This window comes from Pantoea sp. BR_17 (genome assembly GCF_041955125.1).
Lineage (GTDB): Bacteria > Pseudomonadota > Gammaproteobacteria > Enterobacterales > Enterobacteriaceae > Pantoea > Pantoea stewartii.
Genome location: NZ_JAVAXT010000003.1, coordinates 130,505 through 150,341, shown reverse-complemented (window position 1 = coordinate 150,341; position 19,837 = coordinate 130,505). Strand labels below are relative to the sequence as shown.

Genomic DNA, 19,837 nt, shown 5'->3' with positions numbered 1-19,837 from the left:
AGCGCTGACTACCCCGTTTTCTTTCGTGCATTGACCCGCCTTTTGTAATCGCTCACGCTCAGCGTTCAATCAGACCGGCCTTTAGCCTGTGCACTCAGAATGGCCACAGACTTCACAATTCGGATCCTGTGCGACATGCATCGTGCGAAACTCTGCGCGCATGGCATCATACATGAGCAAACGTGAGCGCGCGGGCGTGCCAAACCGGGTCAGCAGCTTTATTGCTTCCATCGCCTGCATGGCACCGACAACGCCCACCAGCGGCGCCATTACACCGGCTTCCACGCAGCTGAGCACCTGAGCGCCAAACAAACGGCTGATACAGCGGTAGCAGGGCGCACCAGGCTGCCAGTCAAACACACTCAACTGACCTTCCATGCGAATCGCCGCGCCCGAAACCAGAGGCACCTTCAGTTCATAACAAAGCCGGTTAAGCTGTTCACGCACGCTGACATTATCCGTGCAGTCGACCACAACCTGCTGCCTGGCGATGAGCGCCCGCAACGCGTTATCGTCCAACTGGCCGTGGACAGGATATAACTGACAGTGGGGATTGATCTCCGCCAGGCGTGCCCGGGCGGATTCGACCTTGGCCCGACCAATATCCGCATCATGATGCAGAATCTGTCGCTGCAGGTTTGAGAGCGAAACCGTATCAAAATCCAGCAGAGACAGGTGACCGACGCCTGCTGCCGCCAGATAAGGTGCGGCTGCACAGCCTAAACCGCCCAGGCCCACGACCAACACATGGCTGGCCTTCAGGGCTTCCTGTCCGTCAAAGTCAAACCCCCGCAGGACAATTTGCCGGTTATAGCGCAGCATTTCCTCGTGGCTGAGTTCGGGTAGCATTTATCCCTCCAGCAGGGCGTTGAAGGGCTCAACATCTACCCATTCTCCCGCCTCGACATAGCCGCGCTCACGCTCCAGTACGATAAAGCAGTTAGCCTGTGAAAACGAGCTGTACACATGCGAACCCTGGGCACCCGTGCTGATGACTTCTGTTTCACCCTCAGCATTTCGCCGTAGCACACCGCGCTGAAAATCCAGACGGCCTGGCGATTTTTTCAGTGCGCTTGCTGTACGCACGCGCTGACGTGGCGGTAAAGCCGAAGCTGACTGTCCGGTCAGACGGGCCAGCAGGGGCTGCACCAGTTGATAAAAGGTCACGACGGCCGAGACCGGATTGCCGGGCAGGCCGCAGAACCAGCTGTTTGCCAGGCGGCCAAAGGCGAAAGGTTTGCCCGGTTTAATGGCCAGCTTCCAGAAGCGAATACTGCCCAGTTCCTCCAGCATCGCCTTAGTAAAGTCGGCTTCACCAACAGAGACACCGCCGGTGCTGATGACCACATCGGCCTGGCGATCGGCGTCCATAAAGGCAGCCCGCAGGGCGACCGGATCGTCGCGAACAATGCCAAGATCGATTACCTCGCAGCCCAGCTTATGCAGCATGAGGGAGATGGAAAACCGGTTGGTGTCATAGATTTGCCCGTCAGACAGCGGCTGGCCCACGGGTTGCAGCTCATCCCCGGTGGAGAAAATTGCCACGCGCAGTTTGCGCAGCACCTTCACCGTGGCGATGCCTAATGAGGCCAGCAACGGCAGTTCCGCAGCGCCCAGGCGCACGCCAGGCGCAAGGACCTGATGGCCTGCCCGGATATCATCGCCGATCAGGCGGATGTTTTGTCCGGCTTTTACGGGCGCATCAATAACAATCTGTTCGCCCTGCAGGTGGGTTTGCTCCTGCATGACGACGGCATCGCAGCCGTCCGGTACCGGCGCGCCCGTCATGATTCTGATAACACTGCCCGCAGGCCAGTCACCCGAAAACGGCGCACCGGCAAAGGCTTTACCGGCAACCGTTAAGGGCTGACTCTCTTGCACATCAGCAAGCCTGACGGCATAACCGTCCATGGCTGAGTTGTTAAAAGGCGGTACATCAATGGGGGAGGTCACGCTGCAGGCGGTGATGCGCCCGGCCGCGTCGGTCAGGGGCACATCCAGGGATTCGGTGATGGGCGTCAGTTGCGCCAGCATCTTCTGTTGCGCGTCTTCAAGGGAAATCAGTCCGGCAGTAAAGCTTTCCATTATTGTCTCAGTCTGTCTGTTGCAATTGCTGACTATTATGGTGGCTTTTATCCTCAGAGTCACATCGGTATAAGCCACAACGAAAGGTTATTAGCGCGGGACCAGTTTCCGCTTTACAAGCTATGGCGGGCTTTCTATATTCAAAAATACGCTAACAAGACGTAAAACCATTCAAAATCAGTGTTTTTCCTTCTGATGCAACCACAGGGTAACGCAGTATGGCTAAAGCAGTGATCGCCATTCATGGCGGCGCAGGCGCAATTACGCGTGCTGCCATGAGCGCAGAGAAAGAACAGGCTTATCGTCAGGCGCTTCACGATATTGTGACACATGGCCAAACCCTGCTGGCGCAGGGCGCATCCGCGCTGGATGTGGTGACTGAAGCGGTGCGCAGGCTGGAAGAGTGCCCGCTGTTTAATGCGGGTAAAGGGGCTGTGTTTACCCATCAGGGCACACATGAGCTGGATGCCAGCATCATGGATGGCAGAACGCTGCAGGCTGGGGCAGTGGCGGGCGTCTCCCGGCTGCGCAACCCGGTACTGGCAGCGCGTGCGCTGTTAGACCACAGCCCGCATGTCCTGTTGATCGGGGAAGGGGCCGAAGCCTTTGCGTTTGCGCAGGGGCTTGAGCAGGTTGAACCGGATTTCTTTTCCACGCCTGAACGCCTGGAGCAACTGCAACGGGCGCTGCGCAGCGATGCCGCTGTGCTTGACCACGATGGCGCCGCCCAGGGCGGCGATCCTCTTGACCCGGATCGTAAGTTTGGCACGGTCGGTGCCGTGGCGCTGGATTTGGCGGGAAACCTGGCGGCGGCGACATCGACCGGCGGCATGACCAATAAACAGCAGGGGCGCGTAGGCGACTCACCGTTGCCTGGCGCAGGCTGCTATGCCAGTAACGACAGCGCGGCGGTGTCCTGCACCGGCACTGGCGAAGTGTTTATCCGCACCCTGGCGGCCTACGATGTGGCGGCACAAATGCGTTACGCCGGGCGGACATTACAACAGGCCAGCGTCAATGTGATTCATGACAGCGTGCTGGAGCTGGGCGGCAGCGGTGGGCTGATTGCGGTTGATCGGGAGGGCAATGTGGCACTGCCGTTCAACAGCGAAGGCATGTACCGGGCTGTTGCCCGGGTGGATGACGTCGCAGAGGTCGCAATTTACCGTGAAAGCTAACAGCCAGCCTGACAGGCTCCCTCTGTCTCCCGAACAGGTGTTGGCGGTGCGCGACCTGAACGTACGTTTTCACCATGACGGCCAGGTGACCGAAGCCGTGCGTCATCTTTCACTTGATGTGTTTCGCGGCGAAACGCTGGCTTTAGTGGGCGAGTCCGGCTCGGGCAAATCCGTCACCTCACTGGCGATCATGCGCCTGTTGGCGCAGGACAGCGCAGAGGTCAGTGGCGAGATACGGCTGCGTCGACGCAGTGGTGAGGCACTGGATCTGATGCGGATGCCGCGCGGTCAGATGCGCAGGGTGCGCGGCGCGGATATGGCCATGATTTTCCAGGAACCGATGACCTCGCTGAATCCGGTGTTTACGGTAGGCGATCAGATCGCAGAATCCATTCGACTGCATCAGGGTAAAAGCCAGTCCGAAGCCCTGACGGAAGCGCGTCGTATGCTGGATCGGGTACGCATTCCTGACGCACAAAGTATGCTGCGCCGTTATCCTCACCAGCTTTCCGGCGGTATGCGGCAGCGCGTGATGATTGCGATGGCCCTGTCGTGTAAGCCTGCGCTGCTGATTGCCGACGAGCCGACCACTGCTCTGGACGTGACGATTCAGGCCCAGATCCTGCAACTGATCCGCGAGCTGCAGAAAGAGATGCAGATGGGCGTGATTTTTATCACTCACGATATGGGCGTGGTGGCGGAAATGGCGGACCGCGTCCAGGTGATGTATCGCGGTGAGGTGCTGGAAAACGCCCCTACCGCCGAGCTGTTCAGCGCACCGCAGCAGCCTTACACCCGGGCGTTGCTGGCCGTTGTCCCGACCCTGGGTGCGATGCAGGACCAGCCGCTGCCCGCGAAATTTCCTCTCCTGCTCAACGATGCGGCACCCGACGTACCGCAAAACACCGTACGTCACGATCGCCCGCCCATCCTGCAGGTGCGCAATCTGGTCACGCGCTTCGATATTCGCTCAGGATTACTGAATCGCGTAACGAGCCGGGTGCATGCGGTCGAGAACATCAGCTTTGATCTGTATGCAGGCGAAACGCTGGCGCTGGTAGGGGAGTCCGGGTGCGGTAAATCGACCACCGGACGTTCACTGCTGAAACTAGTCGCCAGTCAGGGAGGCAGCATTACCTTTGACGGGCAGCGTATTAACGATCTTTCGGGAGCGGCGCTGGCGCATCTGCGGCGCGATATTCAGTTTATCTTCCAGGACCCTTATGCATCGCTCGATCCGCGCCTGACGGTGGGATTTTCGATTATGGAGCCGCTGCTGGTTCACAAGGTGATGCCACGACGCGAAGCGGAACAGCGCGTGGCCTGGTTACTGGAAAAGGTTGGCTTACTGCCGGAACACGCAAAGCGTTATCCGCATGAGTTTTCGGGTGGCCAGCGTCAGCGTATCTGCATCGCGCGGGCACTGGCGCTGAACCCCAAAGTGGTGATTGCCGATGAGTCGGTGTCCGCGCTTGATGTCTCCATTCAGGCACAAATCATCAACCTGATGCTCGACCTTCAGCGTGAATTTGGTATCGCCTTTTTGTTTATTTCCCATGATATGGCGGTGGTTGAGCGCATCAGCCACCGCGTAGCGGTGATGTATCTTGGACAGATTGTGGAAATCGGCCCACGTCAGTCGGTATTCGGGCAGCCACATCATCCGTATACCCAAAAATTAATGGCCGCCGTGCCGGTTGCCGACCCGACACGTCGGCAACGCGAGCGCAGTCTGCTGGTCGATGAGATCCCCAGCCCGATTCGTGCACTGGGCGATGAACCCGAACGGGTTTCGCTGATGGAAGTGGCCCCCGGTCATTTTGTGGCTCGCTCTGCCACCAGCGCGATCTGAAATAATACGCTATCGCCACGGCGATAAATCAGACAGGGATTACAGGAGAAAACAATGCAGATAACGATGCGTAGAAGCTTACTGGCAGCAGGGATATTAAGTAGCGTCATGACGCTGCCCGCCTGGGCCGCGGGTGATGCGGTGATCGCCGTCGCCTCTAATTTCACCACGCTTGATCCCTATGACGCTAACGACACCTTGTCCCAGGCGGTCGCGAAATCATTTTATCAGGGGCTGTTTGGCTTTGATAAAGATATGAAACTGACCAATGTGCTGGCGGACAGTTACACGGTGAGCGGCGATGGCCTGACCTATACCATCAAGCTGCACTCAGGCGTGAAGTTTCAGGATGGCACCGACTTTAATGCCGAGGCGGTCAAGGTCAACCTGGATCGGGCCAGTAATCCCGACAACCATCTCAAACGTTATAACCTGTTTAAATACATCGCCAGCACGGAAGCGGTCGATCCCACGACGGTGAAAATTACGCTGAAGCAGCCGTTCTCGGCCTTTATTAATATTCTGGCGCACCCTGCGGCGGTGATGATTTCCCCTGCCGCCCTGAAAAAATACGGTAAGGACATCGGTTTTCATCCGGTGGGCACCGGGCCGTTCGAATTTGTGACCTGGAATCAGACCGATTTTGTGAAGGTGAAGAAATGGGACGGCTACTGGAAAAAAGGCTATCCCAAACTCGACAGCATTACGTGGCGCCCGGTCGTGGATAACAATACGCGTGCGGCCATGCTGCAGACCGGTGAAGCGAACTTTGCCTTCCCGGTGCCTTATGAGCAGGCCAAATTGCTGGAGAAGGACAGCAAGCTGGACGTGGTGGTATCGCCCTCCATCATGCAGCGCTACATCAGCCTGAATGTGACACAAAAACCGTTTGATAATCCGAAAGTGCGTGAGGCGCTGGAGTACGCGATCAACCGCCAGGCACTGGTTAAAGTTGCGTTCGCCGGTTATGCCACACCTGCCACCGGCATAGTGCCTCCCTCTATTGCCTATGCGCAAACGTATCCGCCCATTCCTTACGATCCCGCTAAAGCAAAAGCGTTGCTGAAAGAAGCGGGTTATCCGAACGGTTTCGACACCACGCTCTGGTCGTCGCATAACCACAGCACGGCACAGAAAGTGTTGCAGTTTGTTCAGCAGCAACTGGCACAGGTCGGCGTGAAGGTGAAAGTGACCGCGATGGATGCGGGACAGCGCGCAGCGGAAGTGGAAGGCAAGGGCCAGAAAGAGAGCGGCGTGCGCATGTTCTACACTGGCTGGTCAGCCTCAACGGGGGAAGCCGACTGGGCGCTGACGCCGCTGTTCGCAACCGCAGCCTGGCCACCGGCGATCTTCAACACGGCGTTTTACAGCAATCCGAAGGTGGATAAAGACCTGGCCGACGCGCTGAAAACGACCGATCAGGCGGAAAAAGCCAAACTGTATAAAGATGCGCAGGACACCATCTGGAACGATCATCCGTGGATCCCGCTGGTGGTGGAGCAACTGGTGTCCGCACACAGCAAAAACCTGAGCGGTTTTTACATGATGCCGGACACGTCATTCAGTTTTGATGACGCCGAGATGAAGTAAGTCGCCGGACCTGTTCTGTCCTGAACAGGATGTGTGATGCCCGGTGCCTCGTCAGCAATGAGGCACCGGGCAGGTCAGCTGCGCTGCTGACTGTTGTGTGGGATGTCACATGGTTAACTATTTTCTTAAACGCCTGCTGGGCCTGATTCCCACGCTGTTTATCGTGGCAGTGCTGGTGTTTCTGTTTGTCCATCTGCTGCCGGGCGATCCGGCGCGGCTGATTGCCGGACAGGAAGCCGATGCGTCTGTGGTGGCATTGGTCCGTCAGGAGCTGGGCCTGGATAAACCGCTGCCGGTGCAGTTCGTGCACTTTATCGTCAATGCGCTGCAGGGGGATTTTGGTCAGTCGCTGGTTTCCCGGCGTCCGGTTTCGGCGGAAATCGCTACGCGTTTTATGCCAACCCTGTGGCTGACGCTCACCAGCATGGTGTGGGCGGTGATCCTGGGCATGGCGATCGGCATTGTTTCGGCCGTATGGCGCAATCGCTGGCCGGATCGCCTCGGCATGACGCTCGCGGTTTCGGGTATCTCTTTTCCGGCTTTTGCCCTGGGCATGTTACTGATGGACGTGTTTTCCGTCCAGTTGGGCTGGTTGCCTACGGTGGGCGCAGACAGCTGGCAGCACTATATTTTGCCCTCTCTCACGCTGGGCGCGGCGGTAGCGGCTGTGATGGCCCGTTTCACCCGGGCATCCTTTGTGGAGGTGATGCAGGAAGATTACATGCGCACCGCGCGTGCCAAAGGCGTCAGTGAGTACCGCGTGGTGATTAAGCACGGTCTGCGGAATGCCATGATACCGGTGGTCACCATGATGGGCCTGCAGTTTGGTTTCCTGCTGGGTGGCTCGATTGTGGTTGAGGTCGTGTTCAACTGGCCGGGGCTGGGACGCCTGCTGGTGGATTCGGTACAGATGCGTGACTATCCGGTGATTCAGGCAGAGGTATTGCTGTTTTCGCTGGAGTTTATTTTGATCAATCTGATTGTCGATATGCTGTATGCCGTCATTAACCCGGCGATTCGCTTTAAGGACACCTGATGAAAAACTGGCGACGGGAAGCGGCACTCAAACACATGCCACTGCTGGACAGCAACCGGGTAAGAACGCCCTGGCGGGAATTCTGGCGACGCTTTCGTCGTCAGCCGGTCGCTCTGCTGGCGGGCCTGTTTGTCCTGGTGCTGATCGTACTGGCGTTTACGGCACCGTATGTTGCGCCATTCGATGCAGAAAATTACTTTGATTACGACCGACTCAACGACGGCCCCTCACTGGTGCACTGGTTTGGCGTGGATTCACTGGGACGCGATATCTTTAGCCGCGTGCTGGTGGGAACCCGAATTTCGCTTCTCGCCGGCTTCGTTTCCGTCGCGATAGGGGCGATAGTGGGGACGCTGGCAGGACTGCTGGCGGGCTACTATGAAGGCTGGTGGGACAGGATCACCATGCGCATCTGCGACGTGCTGTTTGCGTTTCCCGGCATTTTGCTGGCCATTGCCGTCGTGGCCATCATGGGCAGTGGCATCAGTAACGTCATTATCGCCGTGGCGATATTCAGTATTCCTGCCTTTGCCCGCCTGGTGCGCGGCAATACGCTGGTACTGAAACGGCAAACCTACATCGAGTCAGCCCGCAGTATCGGAGCGTCAGACTGGACGATCATGATACGTCACCTGCTGCCCGGCACGGTATCCTCTATTGTGGTGTACTTCACCATGCGCATCGGGACCTCGATTATCACCGCCGCAAGCCTGTCATTTCTGGGGCTGGGCGCGCAGCCACCGACGCCAGAGTGGGGCGCGATGCTCAACGAAGCGCGCGCGGATATGGTTATCGCGCCGCACGTGGCGATTTTTCCGGCACTGGCTATTTTTTTCACGGTTTTAGCCTTTAATTTGCTTGGCGACGGGCTACGTGACGCACTTGATCCTAAACTGAAGACATGAAACCTTTTGACTATGAACAAGACTTCAGCACTATCGACTTCCGCAAACATCCTGAACGTTATCAGGTCGGGCGCGGTGAGCAGGGCGTGCTGATGGTCCAGCCCTATAAAGGCGAAATCCTGCCGCACTGGCGTTTTCGTACCGTTGAGGTTGCGAAAGCCTCGGCAGAAGAAATCATGCGGCTGTTCGAAGCCTATCGCCAGCAGGATGACTTTGTGGGCATGGACATGGCGCGCAAATTTATTCAAATGGGCTACACCCGCGCGCGCCGCTACAGCAACCATAAGGGCGGACGAAAATACGATGCGGAGGGCAAGGAGTTGCCCCGGGGCAGGGACGAAGAAAAGGCCGCTGCGGCGGCCATTTTCAAAGCGTACTGGGATAAGCTACGGGCAGATGACGACTATCTGGCGCGCAAAAAAGCGCACCAGCAGAAGTATGGTTAGACGCGGCTCGCCCACAAATCGTATTCGTCAGCATGTTCCACTTTGACACGCAGAACATCGCCCGGCTTAACGTTGCTCTCGCCATTCAGATAGACGGCACCATCGATCTCTGGCGCGTCAGCCATGCTGCGACCAATCGCGCCTTCTTCATCGACTTCATCGATGATGACCATAATTTCACGGCCGATTTTTTCCTGCAGGCGCTCGGCAGAGATCTGCTGCTGCAACTGCATAAAGCGGTCATAACGTTCCTGTTTCACTGCGTCATCGACCGGATCGGGTAACTGGTTTGCCGTTGCGCCTTCAACCGGGCTGTACTGGAAGCAACCCACACGATCCAGACGCGCTTCTTTAATAAAGTCGAGCAGCATCTGGAAGTCTTCTTCGGTTTCGCCGGGGAAGCCTACAATAAACGTTGAGCGCAGCGTCAGCGTCGGGCAGATCTCACGCCAGCGCTTAATGCGCTCCAGCGTGCGTTCCACGGCACCCGGACGCTTCATCAGCTTCAGAATGCGTGGGCTGGCGTGCTGAAGCGGGATATCCAGATACGGCAGAATCTTGCCTTCTGCCATCAGTGGAATCACGTCGTCCACGTGAGGATAAGGATAAACATAATGCAGGCGAACCCACACGCCGAGTTTCGCTAACTGCTCGCACAGGCTCACCATGCTGGTTTTCACCGGCGCGCCGTTCCAGAACCCTGTGCGGTGTTTCACGTCCACGCCGTAAGCCGAGGTATCCTGCGAAATGACCAGCAACTCTTTCACGCCCGCTTCAACCAGCCGTTTTGCTTCGTCCAGCACTTCGCCAATGGCACGACTGTCGAGATCGCCGCGCATAGACGGGATGATACAGAAGGTGCAGCGATGGTTGCAGCCTTCAGAAATTTTCAGGTAAGCGTAATGACGCGGCGTCAGCTTCACGCCCTGTTGCGGCACCAGGCTCAGGAACGGATTATGTTGGGGCTTCGGCACGTAGCGGTGCACGTGCGACAGCACTTGTTCATAGCTGTGCGGACCGGTGATTTCCAGTACCTTCGGGTGCACTTCGCGAATCTGGTCGACTTTCGCTCCCAGGCAGCCGGTCACAATCACCTTGCCGTTTTCGTTCAGGGCTTCACCGATCGCTTCCAGCGATTCCTGGACGGCGCTGTCGATGAATCCGCAGGTGTTGACGATAACGATTTCCGCATCGTCATAGCGTGGGACCACCTCATAGCCCTCGGTGCGCAGTTCCGTCAGAATGCGCTCAGAGTCGACAAGGTTTTTGGGGCAGCCAAGCGAGACAAATCCCACGCGCGGCGGCAGTGTAGTAGTAGTGGACATAAGGTGGTTTCCGGTTCAGCACAGCAATGGCGCGCGATTTTACCTGTGTTGCGATGAAAATTGTAGCGTTATCTGACCTCAGGCATAACAGTGTAAAGTCACGCAAAAAACCGTAAAGGGTTCCCGAGAGTGACAGGCGTTTAAGCCGATGATCGGAAAGGAAGAAAACCGCAGTAACCCGCCGTTTTGCAAAAGGATTTCTAATAAATAGCTAAAAATTAATTCGTTAATTTTCTTATCAACGCAGGTGATAACGCCATTTGACGGTCATATTGTTGGTTGATATTTGCTTGTTTTCATTAATAATGATTCGCTTAACAAGTGCTGAGAGCCTGGACTTTCAGACAATGACGTGGATAATGTGAGAGCAAAATAATGAAAGAGATCATTAACGGGTTTCTGAGTTTTCAGCAGACTGTCTTTCCTGAAAGAGAGGCGCTGTTTAAAAGTCTGGCCTCAAATCAGAACCCGAAAGCCCTGTTTATCTCTTGCTCAGACAGCCGTCTGGTGCCGGAGCTGGTCACGCAGCAGGAACCCGGGCAGCTATTCGTTATCCGTAATGCGGGCAACATTGTGCCGTCTTTTGGGCCGGAGCCGGGTGGCGTGTCAGCCACCATTGAGTATGCGGTGATGGTGCTGGGCGTTTCTGACATCATCATCTGTGGTCACTCTAACTGCGGTGCGATGAACGCGATTTCGTCCTGTGCCTGCATGGACAGCATGCCAGCCGTCGAGCACTGGCTGCGCTTTGCCGATGCGGCCAAAGCGGTGGTGGAGCAGCGTGACTATGAATCACCCGAGAAAAAGCTCAACGCTATGGTGCAGGAGAACGTGATTGCGCAGCTAAACAACATGAAAACCCATCCTTCGGTGTCGGTAGGGTTACGTCAGGGCAAGCTGCGTCTGCATGGCTGGGTTTACGACATTGAGTCGGGCACCATTCTGGCGCTCACGCCGGGCGGTAAAGAGTTCATCTCACTGGCGGATAATCCCGAGACCTTTTTCGAGTAAGTTCCGTTTGCCCGCGCCGTTCAGGTCGCGGGCCCCTTACCGCCTGTTTTTTCATCCCGTCTTTATCACGCCCACGCTGTTTAATCTTTTGTAAATCCTCAACATCATGCCGGACAGGCTGACTACGCTTAAACACACTGCCTCTGTCTGGAGAATGCTATGACCCGTGTTTCCACCCTACTGTTACTGAATGGCACGTTACTCGTTTCCAGCCCGTTATGGGCGGATGATCTGACGGTGAAGGTGCTTCAGGATAAGCTGGACCATCCCTGGTCGGTGGCCTTTTTACCGGATAACCAGACGTTACTCATCACTGAACGCGCCGGCCAGTTGCGTAGCTGGCGACCTGATACCGGTTTATCTGAGCCGATTAAGGGCGTGCCCGCGGTGTGGGCGCAGCGACAGAGCGGCCTGCTGGATGTGGTGCTGGCCCCGGATTTTGCCCAGAGCCGTCGGGTGTGGCTCAGCTATACCAAAGCGGACAGCGACGGCAAGGCGGGGGCCGTCGTGGGTTATGGCACACTCAGCGACGATCGTCGCCAACTGACCGATTTTCATGAAGTCATCAGCCAAACGCCCCGGCTCTCAAGCGGCAACAATATTGGCACCCGGCTGGCCTTTGACCGTCAGGGGTTTGTGTGGATTGTCTTCGGGGATAATTTTGTCAGCAGCGCCGCCCAGGATCTCGACAAGCTGCAGGGAAAACTGCTGCGCCTGAACGGCGACGGTAGCGTTCCCAGGGATAATCCTTTCGTGGGCAGACAGGGTGCCCGGCCTGAAATCTGGGCCTACGGTTTACGTAACCCACAAGGCCTGGCGCTTAATCCCTGGACACAGGTCATGTGGGAAAGCGAGCACGGCCCACGCGGTGGCGATGAGGTCAACGTGATCGAAAAAGGGAAAAATTATGGTTGGCCGCTGGCGACCTACGGCATTGATTACAACGGCAGCAAGGTTCCTGAATCGAAAGGCACGCACGTGGCGGGCACGGAACAGCCGGTATTTTACTGGAAAGTTTCACCAGCGCTAAGCGGCATGGCCTTTTATAACAGTGCCCGTTTCCCCCAATGGAAAAATTCACTCTTTATCGGGGCGCTGAAAGAGAAGCAACTGATTCGACTGCGTGTCAACGGTGAAAAAGTCGTTGAGGCGCAACGCCTGCTGGGTGAGCGAAACGAACGTATTCGTGATGTTCGCCAGGGGCCGGATGGGTATCTGTATGTGTTGACGGATGAAGCTAACGGCAAGCTCCTGAAGGTAGGGCTGGCGCAGGACGCCAGCGCCTCCCGCGGTTAACTTAACGCGCCCAGTGGTAAACCGGCCAGCCGCGTTTTTCGGCTTCCTGGCGTAACGGTTCCGCAGGGTTAATCACGTGAGCATAATCGGCCTGCACCAGCATCGGCAGGTCGTTCAGAGAATCACTGTAAGCCCAGGTATGTGAGTAGTGTTCATCCGGCCGCTGGGCTTTCCATTCTTCCACCCGCGTCACTTTGCCCTGCTGAAAGGTCATCGTTCCGTAGGTGTTGCCGCTGTAGCGCTCATCCACCACTTCCACACCGATGGCGAGGGCACCGCAGGCCCCTAACTGGCGGGCAATCGGCGTCACCAGATGTTCACCGCTGGCGGAGATAACAATGATTCTGTCGCCACGTGACTGATGCCATTTGAGACGTTCCCGGGCTTCAGGATAGACGCGCGGCATAATGTCGCGATGAATAAAGCGGCGGATCCAGCCCTCAACCGTCAGGGTCGCCATGCCGCTTAACGGGGACAGCGTTTTATGCATATAGTCTTCAATGGACAGCGTCCCGGCGTAATACTGACGCATAAGCGCCTGCTCTTCCTCAATCAGCTCACTGGACGCAAAGCCTTGTGAAACCAGCCAGCGCAGCCACAGGCCGGTGCTGTCTTCACTAATCAGCGTTTCATCCAGATCAAACAGTGCCAGGTCCATACGGGTTCTCCTCGAGTGAATAGCGTCAGGTTAACCCAGTTTTGTGACGGCCTTAACTTTCTGATGAAAATTTCGGAATTTAACGCATTTTTATGGACGACACTGTTGCCGGAAAATGGCACGCGGGCGGCGGTCATGCCAGGGTTAATCTACTAAAATCTATAAAACTTTACGATTAAGCGGTTTTTTTCAGTCACGCCAGCGGGTAGCGTTCTGACAGAGGGTTTCACGCCTTTGACTTTCCGTTTTAACAAGGACAATCCGGTCAAGCTCATGACAAAAACTAGCTTCTCATCTCACCTGCGGCGCGTCGCTGCCACCTCTTTGCTACTGATTGCACCGATGACTGTATTGGCAGTACAGGCACCGGATGCTCCTCAAATTGATGCCAAAGCCTGGATCTTAATCGACTATGCCAGCGGCAAGGTCCTGACCGAGTCCAATGCGGACCAGCGGCTTGATCCAGCCAGCCTGACCAAAATGATGACCAGCTATGTGGTTGGGCAGGCAATTAAAGCCGGCAAAATTAAGCCAGATGACATGGTGACCGTAGGACAGGATGCCTGGGCGACCGGCAACCCCAAACTGCGCGGATCGTCGCTGATGTTTCTTAAACCGGGCGATCGTATTCCGGTGCATGAGCTGAATAAAGGCATTGTGATCCAGTCAGGCAATGATGCCTGTATCGCGCTGGCCGACTATGTGGCAGGCAGTCAGGACGCGTTTATCGGGCTGATGAATAACTACGTTAAAGCGCTGGGGCTGACCAATACACATTTCATGACGGTACACGGTCTGGATGCGGAAGGGCAGTACAGTACCGCACGGGATATGGCGCTGCTTGGTCAGGCGTTGATCCGCGACGTGCCGGAAGAGTACGCACTGAATAAAGAGAAAGAGTTCACCTTCAATCATATTCGCCAGATGAACCGCAACCGTCTGCTCTGGAGCACCAACCTTCACGTTGACGGCATCAAGACGGGCCATACGTCAGGCGCAGGTAATAATCTGGTCGCTTCGGCAACCGAGGGCGATATGCGACTGATTTCGGTGGTGCTGGGCACCGCCAGCGATGCCATTCGCTTCCGCGAAAGCGAAAAGCTACTGACCTGGGGTTTCCGCTTCTTTGAAACGGTTACGCCAGTAAAAGCGGATGCCCCGTTCGCCCAGCAGCGCGTCTGGTTTGGTGATCAGAGTCAGGTCAGTCTGGGCGTGGCGAAGGATGCCGCGCTGACCATTCCAAAAGGTCAGATGAAAAACCTGAAAGCCAGCTATACGCTGTCATCGCCCCAGTTAGAAGCGCCGCTGAAGAAGAATCAGGTCGTCGGCACCATTAATTTCCAATTGGATGGCAAAACCATTGAACAGCGGCCACTGGTCGTGCTGCAGGATGTGCCGGAGGGCGGCTTCTTCAGCCGGATGATCGATTTTGTGATGATGAAGTTCAACGGCTGGTTCGGGAAGTGGTTCAGCTAATAATCAGGGACGCGATGGCGTCCCTTTTTTACGGCAGGCGGCCCGTTCGGCCCTGAAATCCACGTACGTTTGCGCCGACATCAGCAAAAGATTAACTCTGCGTCCAGCCTTTACGAATCGGTAGCGCAAACAGCAGTCGGTAAGCGGGGTTAAGAACATTCAACAGGCGTTCACCATAAAGCTGCCAGGCAAGATGCGACGCCAGACAACCCAGCATACCTACCAGCAAGCCGCCCAGCATATCCATTGGCCAGTGCACGCCCAAATAAATACGTGACCAGGCGATTGCGGTACCTACGACCATCAGGATGACGCCTGACCAGAGGCGGTGCCAGAAGAGAAAGGCCAGCGCAAAAGTAAAAATGGTGGTGCCATGATCGCTCGGATACGAGTCGTCAGGTGCGTGATGAAGAAACTGATAACCGAAACCAATGGCGAAAGGCCGCGGATGCGGTAACAGTTGACCAACGCACCAGGATATCGCCAGTGCGTAAAGCAGCGCGATGCCGGTTTTCAGCACCAGCACACGCTGTGACGCAACCTGATCGCGCGGGCCCCATAACCACAACGCCACAATCAAAAGTGGCACGATGGCAATGACGTCTCTGGCAATAAACGTGGCAAGCTGCAGTAACCAGTGAGGTGAGTCGGGCGTCGCGTTAATCGCCGTGAACAGGGTACGGTTTAATTCTTCCATTACGTGAACGGTTCCTCGTTTTACTGATGTTCAGATTTTCTCAATCCAAAAAAAGCCTGACAAGCAGGTCAAACCGGATGGAGTCTGTCGCATCTGCCAGCACACATTGCTAACAAATTAAGTCAGCTATCCTGAATCCAGATGCCCGGCGAGTCCATCACAAGGTTCTTAATCTGCACAGAGGTTGCAACGCGGTTTAACTTTTATGACTTTTTTGTGTTAAATAGGACGGGAGAAAAGCAGGCATAAAAAAACCCGCCGGGAAAAAGACCAGCGGGCTCCACAATTTGGGGATTTCAAAGAAAAGCAGTGGCACTTATTCAGACTGTGATCAAAATAAAAAGTTCTGGACGTCAGTAAAAAAATTTTATAAGGGCAATAACGGCCAGATAATGACGATTAGCGTGCCGGCCAGCGTCAGCAGGACGTTGGCAATAGCGTAGGTGCCGGCATAGCCTAAAGCCGGAATATTGCTGCGCGCGGTATCACTGATAATTTCCATGGCTGGCGCGCAGGTGCGGGCACCCATAATCGCCCCAAACAGCAGTGCCCGGTTCATGCGCAGTATATAGGCACCAAACAGGTAGCAAATCACCACCGGCAGCAGGCTGACCAGCAGGCCGCACAACAGCATCAGCGCCCCGTTACTGGAAATACCGTGATCGATTCCACTGCCAGCACTCAGGCCAACCCCTGCCATAAACACCATCAGACCAAACTCTTTGACCATCGTCAGCGCACCCTGCGGAATATAGCCAAAGGTAGGATGGTTAGCCCGCAGGAAGCCCAGCATGATACCGGCAAATAACAGCCCGGCCGCGTTACCGATGCCAAAACTGAAGTTGCTGAACTGGAACGTGATCAGTCCTGTCATCAGGCCGATGATAAAAAAGGCGCAGAAAGCCAGTAAGTCGGTCATCTGGCTGTGAATAGCAATAAAGCCGATGCGATCGGCGACGCTTTTCACCCGGCGGGCTTCCCCGCTGACCTGCAACACATCGCCTTTGTTCAGCATAATATTGTCGTCGATAGGCATTTCTATCTGACTGCGAATGACGCGGTTTAAAAAGCAGCCGTGATCGGTCAGGTTAAGTTTGCTCAGCCGCTTGTTCACGGCATTGTGATTTTTCACCACAATCTCCTCGGTCACGATTCGCATGTCGAGCAAATCGCGATCAAAGACTTCTTTCCCGTTGCGGAAACTGGGATCCAGGCGCGCGTGCGCATCCGGGTAGCCCACCAGCGAAATGTCATCGCCCAGCTGGAGCACAGCATCGCCATCGGGGCTGGCGAGAATACCGTTGCGTCGGATACGTTCGATATAGCAGCCCGTCTGGCGATAGATGCCCAGCTCGCGCAGATTCTTACCGCCGCTCCATTCCACCAGCTCCGGGCCCACGCGATAGGCGCGGATAACGGGCAGAAAAACCTTACGCTGACTGTCGGCATCAAGACCGCGCTCACGCGCAATCTGTTGAGCACAGGTGGACAGATCCTGATGCTGCAGACGTGGCAGGTAACGTGCACCGAAAATCAGGCTGACCAGCCCCACCAGATAGGTAACCGCATAGCCCAGACTGAGTTGATCCTGCATGATGCCTAACTGCCTGGGGTCGCTAATGCTCTGACGCAGCGTATCGCCCGCGCCCACCAGGACTGGCGTCGACGTCATCGAACCCGCCAGAACACCGGCGGTGAGGCCGATGTCCCAGCCGAAAAGCTTGCCAAAGCCCAGCGCCAGCAGCAGAGCACTGGCGACCATGACAATGGCCAGCATGAAATAATTTTTCCCGTCCCGAAAGAAAATAGAGAAAAAGTTAGGGCCGGCTTCAATGCCGACACAAAAAATAAACAGCATAAAGCCCAGGCTCAGGGCATCGGTATTCATCGAGAAGTGTTGCTGGCCTAATAATAACGAAACGACTAATACGCCAATGGAATTTCCGAGCTGGACAGAGCCAAAACGTAATTTTCCTAAGCAAAGTCCCAACGCCAGTACGAAAAATAATAACAAAATGTCATTACTTCTTAACAATTCTGCGATGTTAACATTCAACATTTTAACTTCTTGTTTACGTGTAACGTATTGAAGAGTGGTCTGTTTTTCGCTATCTTGTCCAGACCGTAAGCGTGCCGTTACGTCATCCATAATGACTGCGCGGATAACGCGGGTAATATTCTAATCAGAAAATACTTTCTCAGCCATTGGCGACTTTCATTCGTACGCAAAACGACTGTTTATTTTTATTTCCACCAGGCTCATCAAGGTCAAAAGCGATGTTTTGGCGTGTTTTAAATGAGTGGGGAGTTATGCCGCAGCGTTATTATTTTTGGGCGACCTGTCTGTCAGGAGGTCTGCTTTATTGTCTGGTGTTTATTTTTGCCCAGGATTTTTGTGCCCTGGATAAACATGCGTTGCACAGTCAGCCTGCATTGTTGCTTTTTTTACTGCCGGGTGGATTGATGGCGTTTATGCAGCACTCGGCACCGCTGAAAAGTACGTTGATCATGGCTTCTGTTGGCACCTTGCTGGCGGCGCTGTTGCTGCACGGTATTTTCGCTGTGCCGGCACGCTGGGACTATATTATGGTCTGGAGCCTGAGCGGGATGTTCTGGGCAGGATGCGGCGCATTGCTGGTCAGACTGATGAAGCTGATTGTGGCAATCAGACAGTAAGGCCGGAACGGCCTGCATCAGAGACCCGGCACTCTGCGAACGGTATCTGATGCAGGCAACGAAGAACTCACCCGTGAGGTCAGCGCGCTGACCGGGTGAGCGAAATCAGGCCACGAAGTCCAGATTCTCTTTCGTCCATGCGGCAAACTCGGTATAACCACCAATATGCTGCTCATCCAGGAAAATTTGCGGCACGGTGCTGACCGGTTTCCCCGCACTGGCCTCTAAATCCGCTTTAGTAATGCCTTCCGCCTGAATATCTACGTATTGATAGTTGAAATCATCACGCTCAGCTTGCAGTTTATCAGCCAGTTCTTTTGCGCGAACGCAGTACGGGCAGCCGGGACGACCAAAAATAACAGCAATCATCGAAAACTCCTTGCAAGGGACGTCGTGTGAGTGACACGGAATCACGTCAGAAAAGCGGCCTATGATGCCCGCTCGTTGCGCTTAAAGAAAGCAGGAATTACCTGTTAGTCTAATGCCCGTCCCCGATGAATCCGTCGCACGTCGGCAGAGCGGAACAATCCCGACACCTCTGATGTGCAAATTTGCGGATGTTAACCATAATTGGGGGGCGATTGGCCTTGAGGCAGGAGAAACGCATGCAAAACGTCGCTAAATTGCCGAAAGCACTGCTGGTGATGGAAGCGCTGGGTGGGTTACTGATTGCCAGTGCATTGCTGGTTGTGAATCACTGGTTCCCTGGCCTGCCGGGCCGCCTGGCTACACCCGGGCTGGCTACCGCGCTGTTTATCATCGGCATTCTGCTAATGTTGCCTGCCGCCTGGCTCCTGTTGTGGCGCAGTGCGAAAGCGCTTGCGCCGCAGTTGTTCAACCTTTCCGACAAAAAAAGATAAATCAGCTGGAGACTTTATGACACCGACAATCGATTTACTGTGCAGCCACCGTTCAATTCGCGCGTTCACTGACCAGCCGGTAAGCGCTGAACAGCGCGAAGCGATTATTGCTGCGGCGCAATCGGCGTCCACGTCCAGCTTTTTGCAGTGCTCATCCATCATCCGTATCACCGATCCGGCCATGCGTGAGCAGCTGGTGACATTAACAGGCGGACAGACATGGGTAGGGGAAGCCGCTGAGTTTTGGGTATTTTGTGCTGACTTTAATCGTCATCTGCAAATTTGTCCTGATGCGCAGCTGGGCCGCGCAGAACAACTGCTGCTGGGCTGTGTCGATACGGCGCTGATGGCGCAAAATGCCATGGTTGCAGCAGAGTCGCTGGGGCTGGGCGGCGTTTTTATTGGTGGCATCCGTAACAATATCGCTCAGGTAACAGAACTGCTGGGGCTGCCAAAATTTGTCCTGCCGCTGTTTGGTTTTTGTCTGGGCTATCCCGAATCGGTGCCGGATGTGAAGCCGCGTATTCCCCAGGCCATGTTAGTGCATGAAAATCGCTATCAACCAGTGGATCCGGCCGTGCTGGCTGATTACGATAACCGGACGGCGATCTATTACGAACAACGCGACAGCAACCAGCGCAGCGAAACCTGGAGTCAGTTGATTCAGCGCCTGATTATTAAAGAAACGCGCCCGTTTATGCTGGACTACCTGCATCAGCAGGGCTGGGCAACACGCTAATACAACC

At 55.4% G+C, this 19,837-nt stretch carries 19 protein-coding genes; 12 read left to right on the top strand and 7 right to left on the bottom strand.

Annotated features, from left to right (window positions below):
* Nucleotides 1-81: 81 nt before the first annotated feature.
* Nucleotides 82-849: a molybdopterin-synthase adenylyltransferase MoeB gene (gene moeB, locus RAC60_RS06810; RefSeq protein WP_033737677.1), complete on the bottom strand. Its 768-nt coding sequence runs from the start codon at nt 847-849 to the stop codon at nt 82-84.
* Entirely contained in the window at nt 850-2,085 is a 1,236-nt protein-coding gene (moeA, locus tag RAC60_RS06805; protein ID WP_375093125.1) for a molybdopterin molybdotransferase MoeA, read from the bottom strand. It abuts the gene before it with no gap.
* A gap of 218 nt (nt 2,086-2,303) precedes the next feature.
* Here moeA and RAC60_RS06800 point away from each other — a divergent pair, with 218 nt between their 5' ends.
* The 6 genes from RAC60_RS06800 to RAC60_RS06775 all read left to right on the top strand — a co-directional run bounded on the left by RAC60_RS06800 (nt 2,304) and on the right by RAC60_RS06775 (nt 9,092).
* Nucleotides 2,304-3,263 (top strand): isoaspartyl peptidase/L-asparaginase family protein, encoded by a 960-nt coding sequence (locus RAC60_RS06800; protein WP_033737675.1) that lies wholly within the window; start codon nt 2,304-2,306, stop codon nt 3,261-3,263.
* Nucleotides 3,226-5,115: a dipeptide ABC transporter ATP-binding protein gene (locus RAC60_RS06795; RefSeq protein ID WP_324028683.1), complete on the top strand. Its 1,890-nt coding sequence runs from the start codon at nt 3,226-3,228 to the stop codon at nt 5,113-5,115. Before RAC60_RS06800 ends, RAC60_RS06795 begins: the two co-directional genes overlap by 38 nt.
* Before the next feature lie 54 nt (nt 5,116-5,169).
* Nucleotides 5,170-6,705 (top strand): glutathione ABC transporter substrate-binding protein GsiB, encoded by a 1,536-nt coding sequence (gsiB, locus tag RAC60_RS06790; protein ID WP_082999195.1) that lies wholly within the window; start codon nt 5,170-5,172, stop codon nt 6,703-6,705.
* Between the two features lie 109 nt (nt 6,706-6,814).
* Entirely contained in the window at nt 6,815-7,741 is a 927-nt protein-coding gene (gene gsiC / locus RAC60_RS06785; RefSeq protein WP_058701044.1) for a glutathione ABC transporter permease GsiC, read from the top strand.
* A complete protein-coding gene (gsiD, locus tag RAC60_RS06780) occupies nt 7,741-8,646 on the top strand; it encodes a glutathione ABC transporter permease GsiD (protein WP_039341402.1) in 906 nt (301 codons plus the stop codon). The genes gsiC and gsiD overlap by 1 nt, the downstream gene beginning before the upstream one ends.
* A complete protein-coding gene (locus tag RAC60_RS06775) occupies nt 8,643-9,092 on the top strand; it encodes a DUF4385 domain-containing protein (RefSeq protein WP_033737673.1) in 450 nt (149 codons plus the stop codon). Before gsiD ends, RAC60_RS06775 begins: the two co-directional genes overlap by 4 nt.
* Here the strand turns inward: RAC60_RS06775 and rimO are convergent.
* Nucleotides 9,089-10,417, bottom strand: coding sequence for a 30S ribosomal protein S12 methylthiotransferase RimO (gene rimO, locus RAC60_RS06770; protein ID WP_039341398.1), 1,329 nt, complete (start codon nt 10,415-10,417; stop codon nt 9,089-9,091). The genes RAC60_RS06775 and rimO overlap by 4 nt on opposite strands.
* A gap of 375 nt (nt 10,418-10,792) precedes the next feature.
* Here rimO and RAC60_RS06765 point away from each other — a divergent pair, with 375 nt between their 5' ends.
* The gene (locus RAC60_RS06765; protein ID WP_033737671.1) at nt 10,793-11,428 is read left to right on the top strand and encodes a carbonic anhydrase; all 636 of its coding nucleotides are present in this window, start codon (nt 10,793-10,795) and stop codon (nt 11,426-11,428) included.
* 159 nt (nt 11,429-11,587) lie between these two features.
* Complete coding sequence (locus tag RAC60_RS06760; RefSeq protein WP_375093121.1) at nt 11,588-12,724, top strand: PQQ-dependent sugar dehydrogenase; 1,137 nt, start codon at nt 11,588-11,590, stop codon at nt 12,722-12,724.
* A 1-nt stretch (nt 12,725) separates the two neighbouring features.
* Here RAC60_RS06760 and RAC60_RS06755 read toward each other — a convergent pair whose 3' ends face one another.
* A complete protein-coding gene (locus tag RAC60_RS06755; RefSeq protein WP_039341391.1) occupies nt 12,726-13,382 on the bottom strand; it encodes an HAD family phosphatase in 657 nt (218 codons plus the stop codon).
* Nucleotides 13,383-13,655: 273 nt separating this feature from the next.
* Between RAC60_RS06755 and RAC60_RS06750 the strand changes: the two genes are divergently transcribed.
* A complete protein-coding gene (locus tag RAC60_RS06750; RefSeq protein WP_058701041.1) occupies nt 13,656-14,858 on the top strand; it encodes a serine hydrolase in 1,203 nt (400 codons plus the stop codon).
* A 91-nt stretch (nt 14,859-14,949) separates the two neighbouring features.
* Here the strand turns inward: RAC60_RS06750 and ybjG are convergent, their stop codons facing one another.
* Nucleotides 14,950-15,555: an undecaprenyl-diphosphate phosphatase gene (gene ybjG, locus RAC60_RS06745; protein ID WP_033737669.1), complete on the bottom strand. Its 606-nt coding sequence runs from the start codon at nt 15,553-15,555 to the stop codon at nt 14,950-14,952.
* 367 nt (nt 15,556-15,922) lie between these two features.
* A complete protein-coding gene (locus tag RAC60_RS06740; protein WP_033737775.1) occupies nt 15,923-17,611 on the bottom strand; it encodes an aspartate:alanine antiporter in 1,689 nt (562 codons plus the stop codon).
* 254 nt (nt 17,612-17,865) lie between these two features.
* On the opposite strand from RAC60_RS06740, the gene ybjM reads away from it, so the two are divergent.
* Complete coding sequence (ybjM, locus tag RAC60_RS06735) at nt 17,866-18,231, top strand: inner membrane protein YbjM (protein WP_039341385.1); 366 nt, start codon at nt 17,866-17,868, stop codon at nt 18,229-18,231.
* Between the two features lie 105 nt (nt 18,232-18,336).
* On the opposite strand, the gene RAC60_RS06730 is transcribed toward ybjM, so the two are convergent.
* The gene (locus tag RAC60_RS06730) at nt 18,337-18,600 is read right to left on the bottom strand and encodes a GrxA family glutaredoxin (RefSeq protein WP_205957398.1); all 264 of its coding nucleotides are present in this window, start codon (nt 18,598-18,600) and stop codon (nt 18,337-18,339) included.
* Nucleotides 18,601-18,836: 236 nt separating this feature from the next.
* Between RAC60_RS06730 and RAC60_RS06725 the strand changes: the two genes are divergently transcribed.
* Nucleotides 18,837-19,091 carry a DUF1418 family protein gene (locus RAC60_RS06725; RefSeq protein ID WP_205955043.1) on the top strand — a complete coding sequence of 85 codons (255 nt, stop codon included), beginning with the start codon at nt 18,837-18,839 and terminating at the stop codon, nt 19,089-19,091.
* A 16-nt stretch (nt 19,092-19,107) separates the two neighbouring features.
* On the top strand, nt 19,108-19,830 hold the full coding sequence (gene nfsA / locus RAC60_RS06720; protein ID WP_033737665.1) for an oxygen-insensitive NADPH nitroreductase: 723 nt from the start codon (nt 19,108-19,110) through the stop codon (nt 19,828-19,830).
* Nucleotides 19,831-19,837 lie beyond the last annotated feature (7 nt).

Coding starts and splice junctions, on each gene's coding strand:
- RAC60_RS06725 (WP_205955043.1), top strand. CDS start 18,837: ATGCAAAACGTCGCTAAATTGCCGAAAGCACTGCTGGTGATGGAAGCG.
- RAC60_RS06760 (WP_375093121.1), top strand. CDS start 11,588: ATGACCCGTGTTTCCACCCTACTGTTACTGAATGGCACGTTACTCGTT.
- RAC60_RS06800 (WP_033737675.1), top strand. CDS start 2,304: ATGGCTAAAGCAGTGATCGCCATTCATGGCGGCGCAGGCGCAATTACG.
- ybjG (WP_033737669.1), bottom strand. CDS start 15,555: ATGGAAGAATTAAACCGTACCCTGTTCACGGCGATTAACGCGACGCCC.
- moeA (WP_375093125.1), bottom strand. CDS start 2,085: ATGGAAAGCTTTACTGCCGGACTGATTTCCCTTGAAGACGCGCAACAG.
- rimO (WP_039341398.1), bottom strand. CDS start 10,417: ATGTCCACTACTACTACACTGCCGCCGCGCGTGGGATTTGTCTCGCTT.
- ybjM (WP_039341385.1), top strand. CDS start 17,866: ATGCCGCAGCGTTATTATTTTTGGGCGACCTGTCTGTCAGGAGGTCTG.
- RAC60_RS06765 (WP_033737671.1), top strand. CDS start 10,793: ATGAAAGAGATCATTAACGGGTTTCTGAGTTTTCAGCAGACTGTCTTT.
- moeB (WP_033737677.1), bottom strand. CDS start 849: ATGCTACCCGAACTCAGCCACGAGGAAATGCTGCGCTATAACCGGCAA.
- RAC60_RS06795 (WP_324028683.1), top strand. CDS start 3,226: ATGACGTCGCAGAGGTCGCAATTTACCGTGAAAGCTAACAGCCAGCCT.
- nfsA (WP_033737665.1), top strand. CDS start 19,108: ATGACACCGACAATCGATTTACTGTGCAGCCACCGTTCAATTCGCGCG.
- RAC60_RS06750 (WP_058701041.1), top strand. CDS start 13,656: ATGACAAAAACTAGCTTCTCATCTCACCTGCGGCGCGTCGCTGCCACC.
- gsiC (WP_058701044.1), top strand. CDS start 6,815: ATGGTTAACTATTTTCTTAAACGCCTGCTGGGCCTGATTCCCACGCTG.
- gsiD (WP_039341402.1), top strand. CDS start 7,741: ATGAAAAACTGGCGACGGGAAGCGGCACTCAAACACATGCCACTGCTG.
- RAC60_RS06730 (WP_205957398.1), bottom strand. CDS start 18,600: ATGATTGCTGTTATTTTTGGTCGTCCCGGCTGCCCGTACTGCGTTCGC.
- RAC60_RS06755 (WP_039341391.1), bottom strand. CDS start 13,382: ATGGACCTGGCACTGTTTGATCTGGATGAAACGCTGATTAGTGAAGAC.
- gsiB (WP_082999195.1), top strand. CDS start 5,170: ATGCAGATAACGATGCGTAGAAGCTTACTGGCAGCAGGGATATTAAGT.
- RAC60_RS06775 (WP_033737673.1), top strand. CDS start 8,643: ATGAAACCTTTTGACTATGAACAAGACTTCAGCACTATCGACTTCCGC.